The sequence below is a fragment of the Stenotrophomonas sp. NPDC077421 genome, assembly GCF_049545505.1.
Lineage (GTDB): Bacteria > Pseudomonadota > Gammaproteobacteria > Xanthomonadales > Xanthomonadaceae > Stenotrophomonas > Stenotrophomonas nematodicola.
Window position 1 is genome coordinate 1 of sequence record NZ_JBMWDP010000022.1, and the last position, 14,069, is coordinate 14,069.

14 protein-coding genes and 1 pseudogene are annotated in these 14,069 nt (G+C 68.3%); 3 read left to right on the forward strand and 12 right to left on the reverse strand.

The annotated features are described in order from the left end of the window. The 3 genes and pseudogenes from ACPEH1_RS12905 to ACPEH1_RS12915 form a co-directional block, all read left to right on the forward strand. A pseudogene (locus ACPEH1_RS12905) lies at positions 1 to 1,228 on the forward strand (NAD-glutamate dehydrogenase); the annotation flags it as partial. Between the two features lie 300 nt (positions 1,229 to 1,528). Continuing rightward, entirely contained in the window at positions 1,529 to 2,299 is a 771-nt protein-coding gene (locus tag ACPEH1_RS12910; protein WP_423715883.1) for an NAD kinase, read from the forward strand. Positions 2,300 to 2,348: 49 nt separating this feature from the next. Continuing rightward, positions 2,349 to 3,293 (forward strand): 5'-nucleotidase, encoded by a 945-nt coding sequence (locus ACPEH1_RS12915; protein WP_017355219.1) that lies wholly within the window; start codon positions 2,349 to 2,351, stop codon positions 3,291 to 3,293. A 48-nt stretch (positions 3,294 to 3,341) separates the two neighbouring features. On the opposite strand, the gene ACPEH1_RS12920 is transcribed toward ACPEH1_RS12915, so the two are convergent. The 12 genes from ACPEH1_RS12920 to asnS form a co-directional block, all read right to left on the reverse strand. Beyond that, entirely contained in the window at positions 3,342 to 3,881 is a 540-nt protein-coding gene (locus tag ACPEH1_RS12920; RefSeq protein WP_313160783.1) for a DUF2939 domain-containing protein, read from the reverse strand. A gap of 63 nt (positions 3,882 to 3,944) precedes the next feature. Continuing rightward, entirely contained in the window at positions 3,945 to 4,940 is a 996-nt protein-coding gene (locus ACPEH1_RS12925; RefSeq protein WP_423715884.1) for an aldo/keto reductase, read from the reverse strand. A gap of 5 nt (positions 4,941 to 4,945) precedes the next feature. Beyond that, a complete protein-coding gene (locus ACPEH1_RS12930; RefSeq protein ID WP_017355222.1) occupies positions 4,946 to 5,632 on the reverse strand; it encodes a DUF2461 domain-containing protein in 687 nt (228 codons plus the stop codon). Beyond that, positions 5,629 to 7,071: an exodeoxyribonuclease I gene (gene sbcB / locus ACPEH1_RS12935; protein ID WP_136003394.1), complete on the reverse strand. Its 1,443-nt coding sequence runs from the start codon at positions 7,069 to 7,071 to the stop codon at positions 5,629 to 5,631. The genes ACPEH1_RS12930 and sbcB overlap by 4 nt, the downstream gene beginning before the upstream one ends. Then, positions 7,071 to 8,438 (reverse strand): FAD-dependent oxidoreductase, encoded by a 1,368-nt coding sequence (locus ACPEH1_RS12940; RefSeq protein WP_017355224.1) that lies wholly within the window; start codon positions 8,436 to 8,438, stop codon positions 7,071 to 7,073. The genes sbcB and ACPEH1_RS12940 overlap by 1 nt, the downstream gene beginning before the upstream one ends. Positions 8,439 to 8,448: 10 nt before the next feature. After that, positions 8,449 to 9,726: a kynureninase gene (gene kynU / locus ACPEH1_RS12945; RefSeq protein ID WP_423715885.1), complete on the reverse strand. Its 1,278-nt coding sequence runs from the start codon at positions 9,724 to 9,726 to the stop codon at positions 8,449 to 8,451. 370 nt (positions 9,727 to 10,096) lie between these two features. Beyond that, positions 10,097 to 10,624, reverse strand: a complete 528-nt coding sequence (locus ACPEH1_RS12950) for a 3-hydroxyanthranilate 3,4-dioxygenase (RefSeq protein ID WP_017355226.1) — start codon at positions 10,622 to 10,624, stop codon at positions 10,097 to 10,099. 25 nt (positions 10,625 to 10,649) lie between these two features. Then, on the reverse strand, positions 10,650 to 11,312 hold the full coding sequence (can, locus tag ACPEH1_RS12955) for a carbonate dehydratase (RefSeq protein WP_017355227.1): 663 nt from the start codon (positions 11,310 to 11,312) through the stop codon (positions 10,650 to 10,652). Positions 11,313 to 11,386: 74 nt separating this feature from the next. Further along, the gene (locus ACPEH1_RS12960; RefSeq protein WP_423715886.1) at positions 11,387 to 12,025 is read right to left on the reverse strand and encodes an FMN-binding negative transcriptional regulator; all 639 of its coding nucleotides are present in this window, start codon (positions 12,023 to 12,025) and stop codon (positions 11,387 to 11,389) included. 6 nt (positions 12,026 to 12,031) lie between these two features. After that, positions 12,032 to 12,346 (reverse strand): hypothetical protein, encoded by a 315-nt coding sequence (locus tag ACPEH1_RS12965; RefSeq protein ID WP_017355229.1) that lies wholly within the window; start codon positions 12,344 to 12,346, stop codon positions 12,032 to 12,034. Then, positions 12,343 to 12,648, reverse strand: coding sequence for a hypothetical protein (locus ACPEH1_RS12970; RefSeq protein ID WP_136003401.1), 306 nt, complete (start codon positions 12,646 to 12,648; stop codon positions 12,343 to 12,345). Before ACPEH1_RS12970 ends, ACPEH1_RS12965 begins: the two co-directional genes overlap by 4 nt. A gap of 24 nt (positions 12,649 to 12,672) precedes the next feature. Continuing rightward, positions 12,673 to 14,067 (reverse strand): asparagine--tRNA ligase, encoded by a 1,395-nt coding sequence (gene asnS, locus ACPEH1_RS12975; protein ID WP_017355231.1) that lies wholly within the window; start codon positions 14,065 to 14,067, stop codon positions 12,673 to 12,675. Positions 14,068 to 14,069: the final 2 nt, after the last annotated feature.

Consider the following 14,069-nt stretch of genomic DNA (forward strand, 5'->3'; position numbering starts at 1 on the left):
GATGACCGACGAAGTGGCCGCGCTGGTGCTCAACGACAACTACCGCCAGAACCAGGCCCTGAGCCTGATGGAGCGGATGGCGGTCAAGCGCCTGGGCTCCAAGCAGCACTTCATCCGCACGCTGGAGCAGCAGGGTCTGCTCGATCGCCAGATCGAGTTCCTGCCGTCCGACGCGGAGCTGTCGGCACGCAAGGCGCGTGGCCAGGGTCTGACCCGTCCGGAGCTGTCGGTGCTGTTGTCCTACTCCAAGCTGGTGGCGTTCGCCCAGCTGCTGGATTCGGACATTCCGGAAGATCCGTACCTGTCCAAGGAACTGCAGCGCTACTTCCCGACGCCGCTGCAGAAGAAGTATGCCGATGCGATGGAGCGTCACCGCCTGAAGCGTGAGATCATCGCCACGGCCGTGACCAACCAGACCATCAACCGCATGGGCGCCACCTTCCTGATGCGCATGCAGGAAGACACCGGCCGCAGCATTGCCGAGGTTGCCAAGGCGTACACGATCAGCCGTGAAACGCTGGACGCGCGCGCCCTGTGGGCGCAGATCGACGCCCTCGACGGCACTCTGCCGGAGTCGGTGCAGATCGATGCGCTGGAAGTCATCTGGAAGCTGCAGCGCTCGTTCGTGCGCTGGCTGCTGTCGCGCCCCGGCGCGATGCCGGGCATCACCGAGGCGGTGAACCGTTACCAGGCGGCGTTCAACGACATCCGCGTGGCCTCCGGCGTGCTGCCGGACTCCCAGCGCCCGGCCTACGAGGCGAGCGTGCACGAGTGGAAGGAGAAGGGTCTGCCGCCGGCACTGGCACAGCAGCTGTCGGAGCTGCAGTTCCTGGAACCGGCGTTCGACATCATCGAACTGGCCCGCACCCGCAAGCTCAAGCCGGTGGACGTGTCCAAGATCCACTTCCGCCTGGGCGACGCCCTGCAGCTGCCGTGGCTGTTCGAGCAGATCGACGCGCTGGAGGTCAACGGCCGCTGGCACGCCGTGGCCCGTGGCGTGCTGCGCGACGAGCTGGCCGCCCATCACCGCAACCTGGCTGCCCAGGTGCTGTCGATGAAGGGCGGCAGCGCGGAGGCCAAGGTCGCCGCCTGGATCGGCCGTGACGACAGCAGCCTGCGCTTCACCCTGTCGATGCTGGCCGAACTGGCCGAGCAGAAGACCCTGGACTACCCGACCGTGTCGGTCGCGGTGCAGCGCCTGGGTCAGCTGGCCGCGCACGGCGCGTAACCCGCGCTGGCGCGTGAGAACGAAAGGGCCCCGCTTCGGCGGGGCCTTTTCTTTGGGGCGACGGCGTGTTGATCTGGCAACCCACTGTCTGAGGGCCGCCGGGTGCGGGGGTAGGGGACACGCCGTAAACCCATCCCTGGGGGCTCGTAGAAAACATCCATGTTCTCTACGGTCCCGCACCCCCGCACCCGACGGCCCCTGGACAGTGGATCGGTGGCCTTGGGAACAGCCTGTGACACGCCATACGTGTCTGTGCGTCGACCGGGTATGCTTCGGTCGTATGCCTTACCCGGACTTTCCATGAGCGACACCCCCCGCATCGCTTTTCTGGCCAGCAGCACCGAGCCCGCGCAGCAGGCCCTGGCGCTGATGCTGGCCTGCTACGGCGCATGCCCGCCCGAGGAGGCCGATGTCCTGTGCCCGCTGGGCGGTGACGGCTTCCTGCTGCAGACCCTGCACCGCCACGGCGCACTGGGCAAGCCGGTGTTCGGCATGAAGCTGGGCACCGTGGGCTTTCTGATGAACCAGTTCCGTGACGACGACCTGCCGGCGCGGCTGGCGGCCGCCGAGCCGGCCAACCTGCGCCCGCTGGAGATGCTGGCGTTGACCGAATCGGGTACGACCACCGGCTCGCTGGCCTATAACGACGTCTCCCTGCTGCGCCAGACCCGCCAGGCCGCGCATATCGGCATCGATCTCAACGGCCAGGAGCGGGTTGCCGAGCTGATCGGCGACGGCGTACTGGTGGCCACCCCGGCCGGCAGCACCGCCTACAACTATTCCGCGCATGGCCCGATCCTGCCGCTGGGCTCGCACACCATCGCCCTGACGCCATTGGCACCCTATCGCCCGCGGCGCTGGCGTGGCGCGATCCTCAAGGCCGATACCGAAGTACGCTTCCGCGTGCTCGATCCCTACAAGCGTCCGGTCAGCGTCACCGCCGATTCGCACGAGACCCGCGACGTGGTCGAAGTGACCATCCGCGAGTCGCGCGAGCGCCGGGTGACGATGCTGTTCGACCCCGAACACAACCTGGAAGACCGGATCCTCAGCGAACAGTTCATGTTTTGACGGACAATAGCTGGCCGGCCGATCTGGCCGCATTGGATGGCTGACCGACATGGGCGACAACACCCCCCGCTTGCTGACCGTGGCCGTGACCTCGCGCGCCCTGTTCGACCTGGAAGAAGGCCACGCGCTGTTCGAGGCGGAAGGCGTGGATGCCTATGCCGAGTACCAGCGCAAGCACGAGGACGATGTGCTGCGCCCCGGCGTGGCTTTCCCGGTGGTGCGCAAGCTGTTGGCGCTCAACCAGGGGCAGTCGCCGGAGTCGCCGCGGGTGGAAGTGATCCTGCTGTCGCGCAACTCGGCCGATACCGGGCTGCGCATTTTCAACTCGATCCAGCACTACGGGCTGGGCATCATCCGGGCCACGTTCACCGCCGGCGAACCGACCTGGCCGTACGTGAAGCCGTTCGGCACCGATCTCTTTCTGTCGGCCAACCCCGAGTCGGTGCGGCGGGCGCTGCTGCACGGCATCGCTGCCGCCACGATCCTGCCCAAGCCCCCGGGCGAAACCATCGCCGCCGCCGAGCAGCTTGATCTGGGCCGGCCCGCCGGGCAGCTGCGCATCGCCTTCGATGGCGACGCGGTGATCTTCGGCGATGAAAGCGAGCGTATTTCGCGCGAACAGGGGGTGGAAGCCTTCGGCCGGCATGAGCGCGAGAATGCACGCGAGCCCCTGAGCGGCGGCCCGTTCCGCAACTTCCTGTCGGCGCTGCACACCCTGCAGGCGGTGTTCCCGTCCGGCGAAGACGCGCCGATCCGCACGGCGCTGGTCACCGCGCGGTCCGCGCCGGCGCATGAGCGGGTGATCCGCACCCTGCGCGAGTGGGGCGTGCGCCTGGACGAGGCGCTGTTCCTGGGCGGGCGTCACAAGGGGCCGTTCCTGGAAGCGTTCGGCGCGGACATCTTCTTCGATGATTCGCAGCACAACATCGACAGCGCCCGCCAGCACCAGAGCGTGGCGGCTGGTCATGTTCCGCATGGCGTGGCCAACGACTGAGCCGGGTAGAGGGCGGGTCACGACCGTCGGTCGGGACGCCCTGAACACTCACTGCAGCGGCAGCACGATGTTCACCAGTTTCCAGCGCAGCCCGTGGCGCTGCAGCACGAAGACCACCGGTGTGCCGTCCGGCGTGTGCGTGGTGGCGGTGAAGCGCGACAGCGATTCGAAATGGTGCTCGGCGCCCTGCAGCGGTCGCGCGGCGCGTGGCGCGGCGTAGGCGTCGGTGCTGTCCAGATCATTGCTGGCGCGCTTCCACAGCGTGTGTCCCTGCAGCAGGGCATCGATGCCGGTCGGGGTCACCATCGCATCCACGGCGGTGCCGGTGAGCGTCTGGCTGGCCGACAACAGCAGCGCGCCGATCCTGTTCGACTGCACCTCCGGGCCGGCCCGGCGGACGACATAGTCGTTGAGCTGTGCGCGCAGATTGGCGCGCAGCAGCGGGAAGTCGACGTAACGGTCGAGCCGGGTGGTGTCGCGGGTTTCGATGGCCTGGGCCAGGCCGCGCACCGCGAGGTACGGGCCACTGAACCAGGCGCCGGCGAGCAGGACGACGACAGCAAGCACGAGCCAGGGGAGTTTCTTCATGCCGTGGCGGCCTCCAGGAGAACGACAGCAGCTTGCCGCAGCACGCGTCAGCCGACGTGAAGGCTACTGGCTCGGCGACGCGCCAGTCTGCTGGAAGGTGGCCACCAGCCGCTCGCGCTCCTGCGGCGCCAGCATGTCCACGCGGGTGTCCAGCACCTGATCCAGACTCGCAACCCGGGTGGTGCCGAGCACGCCAGAGGCGACGGCGGGGTTCTGCAGGACGTAGGCGAAGGCTGTCTGCGCCGGTGCCTGAGAGCCAACGCGGGCGATCGTGCGCTGCATCGCCTTGGCGCTGCGCATCAAGGCCCGACTGGAAGGCTTCAGCCAAGCCCGCGCCAGGTACCACGCATCGGCCAGCCGGGGCACGCGCGGCCGGGCCGGAAGCAGGTGGCCCTGGGCCAGCACGGTGCCGGCGAGCACGCCGATGCCGGCGGCGTGCATGGCGGCGATGACCGGTTCCCGGTCCTGCTGCAGGGCGTTGTAGTCGATCAGGGCGACGTCGAAGGGACCGCGGCGTTCGGCCAGGTGTCGCATCACCGCGCCGGTATGGGTATTGATGCCAAGCAGCTGGAACATCCCGCTGCGCCGCATGCGCTCCAGCGCGGTCAGCAGCTCATCGCTGATCTGCTCCAGGCCGATGCCGTGGAGCTGGAAGATATCCAGGTGGTCGCAGTGCAGGTTGCGCAGCGAGGCGGCGCAGCTGCGTTCGATGGCAGCGGGAGAGAAATCGCGCTGCTCGGCACCGCTGATGCCGGCCTGGCCGGTCAGGGTGCCGGCCTTGCTGGAAATCACCAGGCCATCGCGCGGATGCGTAGCGAATGCCCGCTGCAGGATACGCCCCAGCCGCGGTTCGGCGTTGAAGGCCGCGTAGTTGTGGCCGGTATCGAACAGCGTGACCCCGCGCTCCAGGGCGCGGCGCACGATGCGTTCGGCCTCGGCCTCCGGAAAACGCCGGTTGCCCCAGAACCCCGAGCAGCCGAGGCCGATCTGCGAGACCTGCAGCCCGCTGCTGCCCAGCGCGCGGTAGGTCATCGGTGGCGGCGCGACCGGGCTGGTCATCGTGCTCAGAACTCCAGGTCCAGCGCGGCGCACAGGTAGTCCACGAACGGCGCCAGCGTGGCCAGGTCGGCCGCGAGGGTCTGGCGCAGACGCGGACCGGTCATGGTGGCGTCGTCCAGCGCGCGCCAGAACACCCAATTGCGGTGCTTGAGATCGTCGATGAATTCAAAGTCGGCGTCGAAGCCACGCGGTGCGCGCACCAGCTTCTCGCTTTCCTCGAAATCGAACTTCTTCCGCAGCGCCGGCGCGTGCGCGGCGGCCTTCCAGCTGCCGGGGTTGTCGACGATGAAGTGCCGCACCTTGCGCTGCGTGGCCGGCTCGGGGTGCCACAGGCCCGCACCGACGAAACTCTCGCCCGGTTGCAGGTGGATGTAGAACGACGGTGCCGGCACCTGCCTGCGCCGCTCATGGAACAGGCGGGCACCCTGCCAGGTCTTGTAGGGCGACTTGTCGTTGGAGAAGCGCGCATCGCGGTAGATGCGGAACAGCGACCCGCCCACGCCGCGCGGGTCGGCGCGGAAGTGCGGGCTGATCGTGGCCAGGTCCGGCTGCAGGTCGGCAATCAGGCGCAGGAACGGCTGGCGGACATGTTCTTCGTAGGCCGGCTTGTGGTCGTTGAACCAGGTCTTGTCGTTGTGGCGCGCCAGCCCGCGCAGGAAGGTGAAGCTGGCGGGAGTGAAATAACTGCTCACAGGCTTTGCTCCAGGTGGGTGCCCCAGTCGCCGAGCTGAGACAGCAGGGCCAGCCTGGCGGGATCGGCGGCATGTTCGATGGCCAGGCTGTCCAGCTGCGCACGGAACGCCGGCAGGGTCTGTTCGCCCAGCGCGGCGTCGCCCAGCAGGCGCTGCCGCCGGTAGTCGTTCCAGCGCCCGCGCTCGGCGGCATCCAGCGTCTGCGGGTAGTTGCGCGCCCGGTAGCGGAACAGCAGCTCGGGCATGCGCGGATCTTTCAGGCGCTCGGCGAAACCGGCCAGCTCCGACGGCGGGCTGGTGCGCAGGCGGGGCATCAGGGCCTTGTCGCCGTCGGCGAGGAAGCCGTCATACAGCGAGGCATCCACGTCGCTGACGGTGGCCGTGCGCTCGCCGCCGTACACCTGCCGGACCTTCTCGACCAGCGCCGGACCGGCCTCACGTACCCGTGCGGCGTTGGCGTCCACTGCGGCGGCATCGATGCCCAGACGGGCATGGTCGGCCGGGCGCAGGTGGTTCCATGCGACCAGGGCCGGCACCTTGTTCAGGTGCACTTCCTTGAGCGGCACACGCTGCTCGCCCTCGGCCAGGTCCGCCGCGCGTGTGTACAGGCGCGCGGCCAGCGTATCGGCCGGCAGCGCGAGCAGGCCGTCGATGTCGCCCTCCAGATCCAGCGCGATGATCCGGTTGTTGATGTACGGATGCCGCGCGATGGGCAGCACCGGCGCGGCGCACATGCGCTGGGCCGGGTAGCGCATGGACACATGCAGCACCGGCTGCAGGGCGTCCACGTCGAGCAGGCTGGCGACGAAGCGCTTGTCGCGCAGCTTCAGCGCGTACTCCCACAACCGCGGCTGCGACTGCTTGAACAGCCGCGCCATGCCGATGGTGGCGTGCACGTCCGACAATGCCTCGTGCGCATCGCCCTGGCGGACGTCATTGGCCAGGGCGAGGTGTTCGAGTTTGAACGAGGTGGCGCCGTCTTCGCGCTGCGGCCACACAATGCCGTCGGGGCGCAGCGCGTGCACCAGCCGCAGCATGTCCAGCAGGTCCCAGCGCGAGTTGCCGTTGCGCCACTCGCGCTCGTACGGGTCGTAGAAATTTCGGAACAGCCCGTGGCGGACGAACTCGTCGTCGAAGCGCAGCGTGTTGTAGCCCAGCGTGCAGGTGCCGGGGCGCGCCATCAGGTCGTTGATCCGCGAGAAGGCCTCGGCCTCGCTGACGCCTTGGGCCAGTGCATGCTGCGGCGTGATGCCGGTGATCAGGGTGGCGACGGGTGAGGGCAGCAGGTCGTCGGCCGGCTTGACGTAGAAGCTCACCGGTTCGTCGACGACGCGCAGGTCGGCGTCGGTACGGATCGCGGCGAACTGCGCGATGCGGGTGCGGCGCGGGTCCTGGCCAAAGGTCTCCAGGTCGTAGAACAGGAAGCTGTCGGCCGCCATCAGTGCGCGCCCTCCAGCACCGGCAGCTGCGCGTGCACGATGCGCTCGAGTGCGTCCCAGTCGATGTGGTCCAGACTGTCGTGGCCGGCAGTGGCATCCTCAAGGATGCGCCGTTGCAGGTCGGTGCGCGCCAGGGCGACCGCATAGGGCGTGTGCAGGAAGGTCACCATCGTGTAATGCGGCACGAAGCGCGTCGGCCAGCGGGCCTGCAGGGCCTGTTCGAGCTCGCGCTGCAGCAGGAAGGCCGGGTCGGCGACGCGGTCACGCATTTCCAGGTAATTCTCGAGCGCCATCTGCTGGATCGCCTCGGCGTTGGGCTTGCGGTCACGTTCGAAGGCGGCGAACGCCTCGGCGAGGGTGTCCTGCTGGAGCAGGTGCCCGGCAAGGGCGACGCAGTCTTCGAACGCGCAGTTCATGCCCTGGCCGTGGAAGGGAACCATTGCATGGGCGGCATCGCCGAGCAGTACGGCGCGGCCCTGCAGGTGCCAATGCGTGAGGTGCAGGGTGCCGAGCAGGCCGGGGGGATGCTCTTCCCAGTCGCGGCGCAGGTTCGGGATCAGCGGCAGTGCGTCGGGGAAGTCGCGCGCGAACAGGGCTTCGGCCTGGGCACCGGTGGTGGTGGTGGCGAAGCTGGGGGCGCCGGTGTTGGGCAGGAACAGGGTGACGGTGAAGGTGCCTTCGTCATTGGGCAGGGCGATGCACATGTAGTGGCCGCGCGGCCAGATGTGCAGGGCGTTGGCCTCGATGCGGAAGCTGCCGTCCGGGCCCGGCGGAATCTCCAGTTCCTTGTAGGAGTGGTCGAGGAACTCGATGCGCTCGTCCAGCGGCTGCTTGCGGTTCATCGCCGCGCGCAGGGCCGAGCCGGCGCCGTCGGCACCGATCAGGGTGTCGAAGCGGATGTCGTGGGGCTGGTCGTCGCGATCGTCGATGAAGCGCGCGTAGCCGGCGTCGAAGTCCACCGTATGCAGGCGGCGGTGGAAGTGCACGCAGGCACCGGCGTCCTCGGCCAGCTGCAGCAGGGTGGTGTTGAGGTCCTTGCGGTGGATGGACCAGATGACTTCGCTGTCGTCACGGCCGTAGCGCTGCAGCTGCGCTGCGCCGTCGCGCGGATGGACCATGCGCCCGCGCATCATCACGGCCTTGGCCATCACCGCGTCTTCGACGCCGGCCTGGCGCAGGGCGTTGCGGCCGCGTTCGGCGAGGGCAAGATTGATCGAGCGGCCGGACTCGTAGTCGCTGATGCGGGGGTCGCCGCGGCGCTCGTACAGGGTGATCCGCCAGCCTTGGCGCGACAGCAGGATGGCCAGCAGGGAACCAGCCAGGCCAGCGCCGATGATGCTCAGCGAGCGGGAGGGGGTTGCGATCAAGACAATGTCCTTAGAGGCCGGCCCAGGCTTCCACTTCCTCGACGAAGTGGTGCAGGTCGAGGTAGCGGTTGTACAGCGGGGTGGGCGAGATGCGGATGACGTCGGGCTCGCGCCAGTCGCCAAGGACGCCGACGGTCTGCAGGTACTCGAACAGGCTGCGGCCACGCTCGCGGCCGCCGGTTACGCGCAGGGAGAGCTGGCAGCCGCGGCGTTCGGGTTCGGCGGGGGTCAGCACCTGCAGCACGCCGGGCAGGCGCGCGCGGACGAGGGCGTCGAGCATGCCGGTCAGGCGCAGCGATTTGGTGCGCATGGCATCGATGCCACCGGCCTTGTCCAGGACGTCGAGGGAGGCGCGCAACGGCGCGAGGCCGAGCACCGGGGGGTTGCTGAGCTGCCAGCCCTCGGCGCCGACGGCCGGCACGAACTGGGGGGCCATCTTGAAGCGGGTGGCTTCTTCATGGCCCCACCAGCCGGCGAAGCGCGGCAGGGTGGTGTCGCGGTGGTGGCGTTCGTGGACGAAGCAGCCGGCCACGGCGCCCGGACCGGCGTTGAGGTACTTGTAGTGGCACCACACGGCAAAGTCGGGGGCGACGTCATGGAGCTGCAGCGGGACGTTGCCGACCGAGTGGGCAAGATCGAAGCCGACGCGGGCGCCCTGCAGGCGGGCCATGCGGGTGATGGCATCCAGGTCGAAGACCTGGCCGCTGCGGTACTGCACGCCAGGCCAGAGGACGAGGGCGAGGCGGGGGCCGTGCGCGACGATGGCGCGCTCGATGGCCTGCAGCGACACGGTGCCGTTGGGTTCGTCGGGCTGCACTTCGACCAGGTCCGTTGCCGGATCGAAGCCGTGGAAGCGGATCTGCGATTCGACCGCGTGACGGTCGGTGGGGAACGCGCCGGCTTCAATGAGGATGACGGGGCGTTCGGCGGTGGGCCGGTAGAAGCTGACCATCATCAGGTGCAGGTTCACGCTCAGGGTGTTCATGGCCACTACTTCGCTGGGCAGCGCGCCGACGACGCGGGCCAGCTGTTCGCTCACCAGGCGGTGATAGCGCAGCCACTGGGTGTCGCCGGTGAAGTGGCCTTCGACGGCCAGGCTGGCCCACTTGTCCATGACCTCCTGGACGGCCGCACGCGCGCCACGCGGCTGCAGGCCCAGCGAATTGCCGACGAAGTACGTCTGGTCGCGGTGGTTGTGCTGGGGGAACACAAACTCGCTGCGGATGGCGCGCAGCGGATCGGCGGCGTCCAGGGCAACGGCATGGGTGCGGCTGAGGATCTCGGACATGGTGCGACCGGCGGTGACAGTGACCGACAGTTTACCGGCTGCCGGGCCGCCCGGGCTCGACCACCCACCGCTCCACAGCTTCACCCCGTGGCGCCGGGCTCTGCCCGGTTGCTCTCCGTTCCGCGCCCGCAGCGCATCGGTGCGCAACAGCGACAGCAACGTCGCCGCCAACGCCGCAGGGTGGCGGAATGCGTCTGGGGTGCCGGGACAGGCTGCACGTACGTCCCCGTAAGCTCCATCGCCGCATCCATGCGGCGAAGGGTCGCGTCACCCCAGCCGCACCCCGCCCGGACACCGCGTATCGGCGCGCACGGAAAAAGCGGAAGGCGCATGCACCACAGCGCGCCCCTCGCAGACCGCAGGCGCGGCGTCAGCCTTCGACGGCGACTTTGGCCGGCAGCGGGTCCACGTGCCCGCAGGCTCCGCAGGTGCGAAGCTCCAGCGAGGCGTGGTAGCGGGCGAACACCTTCGGCAGATCCGTTTCGATGTTCTCGAGCGCGAAATACTCTTCATACAGCTTGTGGTTGCACTGTTCGCAGAACCACATAAGGCCATCCTGCTCATGCGCCAGGCGCTTGCGCTCGACCACCAGGCCAACGCCGCCCGGCGGGCGACGCGGCGAATGCGGCACCTTGCCGGGCAGCAGGAAAATCTCACCGGCGCGGATCGGGATGTCGCGTACCGCGCCGTCTTCCTGCACCTTCAGCACCATCTCGCCCTCGAGCTGGTAGAACCACTCCGGACCCTCGTCGTAGTGGTAGTCGGTGCGGCTGTTCGGCCCGCCGACGACCATCACGATGAAGTCGCCGTTCTCGATCATCTTGTTCCCCACCGGCGGCTTGAGCAGGTGGCGGTGTTCCTCGATCCAGGCCAGCAGATTGATGGGGGAGGGGAGCATGGTGGCGGTTCCGTAAGAGCGGCGGTCAGTCGCGGCGGCCGTGGCGCGGGACGTAGGACAAGGCCTTTTCGTAGGCTGCCTGCAGCTCGTCGGGGGCGCCGACGTCAATGCCCATCTCGCGCACTCGGCCGTCCTTCAGGCTGTAGACCCAGCCGTGCACCATCAGCTTCTGGCCGCGGGCCCAGGCATCCTGCACGATCGTGGAACGGCAGGCGTTGACCACCTGTTCGATCACGTTCAGCTCGCACAGCCGTGCGTGCTTCAGGTCCGGCTCGTCGATGGCATCCATGATCGCGGCATGCTTCTGCGCGACATCGCCCACGTGCCGCAGCCAGTTGTCGGCCAGGCCGACGCGGGTGTTGTTGAGGCTGGCGTGCACGCCGCCGCAGCCGTAGTGGCCGACGATCAGGATGTGCTTGACCTTGAGCTGGTCCACCGCGTACTGGATGACGCTCAGGCAGTTGAGGTCGGTGTGTACCACGACGTTGGCGACGTTGCGGTGCACGAACACTTCACCCGGGGCCATCCCGATGATCTGGTTGGCCGGCACGCGCGAATCGGAGCAGCCGATCCACAGGTATTCGGGGTGCTGCTGCTTGGCGAGCTGGTGGAAGAACTCGGGATCTTCCCTCTCGATGCGGTCGGCCCATTCGCGGTTGTTCTGCAGCAGTTTGTGGATGTCTTTCATGGTGCGGAGTCCCTGACGTCGGGTGGGGGCAAGGCGCGGCCGGGGTGGTCGCGTCGTCGCGGGAAACGGGAAGGTCAGTTGGCGGTGGTACGTTCGTCGCGGCGCCAGCGCATCCACTGCGCCAGCTCCTGCGACGCGGGGGCCGGAAGCGCCGACAGCGCGTCGATCACGCTGCACTGGTTGGCCTCGGGATGGTTCTGGCTGAGTTTGAGTTTGATCTGCACCTGGTCGGGACGGAAGCGGAACCCGACGATGCCCGCCAGCATCCGACGCTGACGCGGGTCGATCGGCTGCAGGTCCCAGTCGCCGCCCACGCCGGCTTCATGGCGCGCGCTGAGGCCGTCGAGCATGGCGATCAGTGCGTCCGGGTAGTCCACCGGCTCGAGCACGCCGCGCAGTTCGGCGGCCGCGTAGTTCCAGGTCGGGACGCGGGCCTGGGCCTCCTTGTCGGGGTACCAGCCCGGCGACACATAGGCGTGCGGGCCATGCACCAGCAGCAGCGCGGGCCCGGCGTGGCCGGCCTGCGGGTTGGGCCGGGCCCAATGGCCCTCGATCAGGATGTCCTCGCCATCGCGCCGGTACAGTACCGGCAGCCGCGTGGCCTGGGGCAGGCCATCGGCGCCGGTGGTCAGCAGGGTCACGAACGCGTCGCGCGCCAGCAGCCGGTCCAGCCAGATCAGGTCGGTCTCAGCGAAGGCGGACGGGATGAACATGGTGGGTCAGGCGCGGGCGCCGAGGCTCTGCACCATCCGGCCGTGCAGGTCGGCGTCGCTGGCGGCCTGCGGCGGCGCCACCTCGTGCAGCGAGAAGCCGCGGATCAGTGCGTCCTCCTCGTCCAGGCCGTCGTAGGCGACGAACTCGGCGTCGAACAGCTGCGCGCGCGCAGTGTCCTCGCTGTCGTAGCTCAGGGTGTTGCCGTCGCTGTCCAGCACTTCGGCGGTGCCGGCTGGCCGGATGCGCAGGCGGGCCCAGATCAGCGTGTTGCCGAGGCTGGCAAGAAACCACTCGTCGCGGTGGGAGGTGTCGTCGTTCATGTCGTTACCATCGAAAGCAGCCAGAGCAGGGCGGCCATGCCCAGCCCGGCCAACAGGGTCAGCAGGGAAACCCATGCCGGGGCGGCCAGCCCCGACAACGAGCGGTCCGTGCTGAGCCGGTAGTCGCGGCCCAGCAGCCAGCGCAGCGCATCCGGGCGCAGGAAGGCACCGCTGCCGAAGCGTTCGGCGAGCGCCGGGTGGCGGTCGCGGATGTGCACCAGGGTCAGCGGCCAGAAGATCACGAAGGCACTGAACCCGGCGATCGCCACGCCGACGAAACACAGCGCGAAGAACAGGGTCATGGGCTCGGTGCCTCCGTGGTGGGATCAGAACTCGGCCGTACCCGGTGCACGCGGGTAGGGGATGGCGTCGCGGATGTTGCCGAGCCCGCACACGTATACCACCAGGCGCTCGAAGCCGAGACCGAAACCGGCGTGCGGGACCGACCCGTAGCGGCGGAAATCGCGGTACCAGCCGTAGTGCGCCGGGTCCAGGCCGAACTGGGCCATGCGGGCGTCGAGCACGTCCAGGCGCTCTTCGCGCTGGCTGCCGCCGATGATCTCGCCGATGCCCGGCGCCAGCACATCCATCGCGGCGACGGTCTTGCCGTCGTCGTTGAGGCGCATGTAGAACGCCTTGATGTGCTCGGGGTAGTTGGTCACGACCACGGGGCGGCCGATGTGCTCCTCGGTCAGCCAGCGCTCGTGTTCGGTCTGCAGGTCCAGGCCCCATTCGACCGGGAAGTCGAACTTTTTGCCCGAGTTCTGCAGCAGCTTCACCGCCTCGGTGTAGTCGATCTGCTCGAACGGGGCGTTGATGAACGCCTCCAGCTTGGTGATCGCGTTCTTGTCCACGCGCTCGGCCAGGAACGCCAGATCATCGCCACGCTCGTCCAGCACCGCACGGAACAGGTACTTCAGGAACTGCTCGGCCAGGCGCGCGTCTTCGGCCAGGTCGGCGAAGGCGATCTCCGGCTCGATCATCCAGAACTCGGCCAGGTGGCGGGTGGTGTTGGAGTTCTCGGCGCGGAAGGTCGGGCCGAACGTGTACACCTTGCTCAGCGCCAGGCAGTAGGCCTCGACATTGAGCTGGCCGGACACGGTCAGGAAGGTTTCCTTGCCGAAGAAATCACGGCTGAAATCGACCTCGCCCTTTTCGTTGCGGGGCAGGTTGGCCATGTCCAGGGTCGAGACCCGGAACATCTGGCCGGCGCCCTCGGCGTCGGACGTGGTGATGATCGGGGTGCTGATCCAGTTGAACCCGTTCTGGTGGAAGAACCGGTGCACGGCCTGGGACAGGCAGTTGCGGATGCGCGTGACGGCGCCGAACAGGTTGGTGCGCGGGCGCAGGTGCGCCACTTCGCGCAGGAACTCCGCGCTCATCGGCTTGGGCTGGATCGGGTAGGTCAGCGGGTCCTCGACCAGGCCCACGATCTCGATGTCGCTGGCCTGGATCTCGAAGGACTGGCCCTTGCCCTGGGACTTGACCAGGGTGCCGCGGGCGATGACCGAACAGCCCGGGGTCAGGCCCTTGACGGCGTCGAAATTGGCCAGCGTGTCATTGGCCACCACCTGGATGGGGGCGAAGCAGGAGCCATCGGTGACATTGACGAAGGCAAGCGCCGCAGACCCGCGCACCGTCCGTACCCAACCGCGTACGGTTGCCTCGCCGCCTTCCGGGATCTTCCCGGCAAGCGCATGTTCAACGCTGACCACCGTCATGA

What these genes read in the sequence shown, in the direction of transcription:
- asnS (WP_017355231.1), bottom strand. Translation starts at nt 14,067, where the DNA reads ATGACGGTGGTCAGCGTTGAACATGCGCTTGCCGGGAAGATCCCGGAA.
- can (WP_017355227.1), bottom strand. Translation starts at nt 11,312, where the DNA reads ATGAAAGACATCCACAAACTGCTGCAGAACAACCGCGAATGGGCCGAC.
- ACPEH1_RS12920 (WP_313160783.1), bottom strand. Translation starts at nt 3,881, where the DNA reads ATGAAGAAACTCCCCTGGCTCGTGCTTGCTGTCGTCGTCCTGCTCGCC.
- ACPEH1_RS12960 (WP_423715886.1), bottom strand. Translation starts at nt 12,025, where the DNA reads ATGTTCATCCCGTCCGCCTTCGCTGAGACCGACCTGATCTGGCTGGAC.
- kynU (WP_423715885.1), bottom strand. Translation starts at nt 9,726, where the DNA reads ATGTCCGAGATCCTCAGCCGCACCCATGCCGTTGCCCTGGACGCCGCC.
- ACPEH1_RS12970 (WP_136003401.1), bottom strand. Translation starts at nt 12,648, where the DNA reads ATGACCCTGTTCTTCGCGCTGTGTTTCGTCGGCGTGGCGATCGCCGGG.
- ACPEH1_RS12915 (WP_017355219.1), top strand. Translation starts at nt 2,349, where the DNA reads ATGGGCGACAACACCCCCCGCTTGCTGACCGTGGCCGTGACCTCGCGC.
- ACPEH1_RS12910 (WP_423715883.1), top strand. Translation starts at nt 1,529, where the DNA reads ATGAGCGACACCCCCCGCATCGCTTTTCTGGCCAGCAGCACCGAGCCC.
- ACPEH1_RS12925 (WP_423715884.1), bottom strand. Translation starts at nt 4,940, where the DNA reads ATGACCAGCCCGGTCGCGCCGCCACCGATGACCTACCGCGCGCTGGGC.
- ACPEH1_RS12965 (WP_017355229.1), bottom strand. Translation starts at nt 12,346, where the DNA reads ATGAACGACGACACCTCCCACCGCGACGAGTGGTTTCTTGCCAGCCTC.
- ACPEH1_RS12950 (WP_017355226.1), bottom strand. Translation starts at nt 10,624, where the DNA reads ATGCTCCCCTCCCCCATCAATCTGCTGGCCTGGATCGAGGAACACCGC.
- sbcB (WP_136003394.1), bottom strand. Translation starts at nt 7,071, where the DNA reads ATGGCGGCCGACAGCTTCCTGTTCTACGACCTGGAGACCTTTGGCCAG.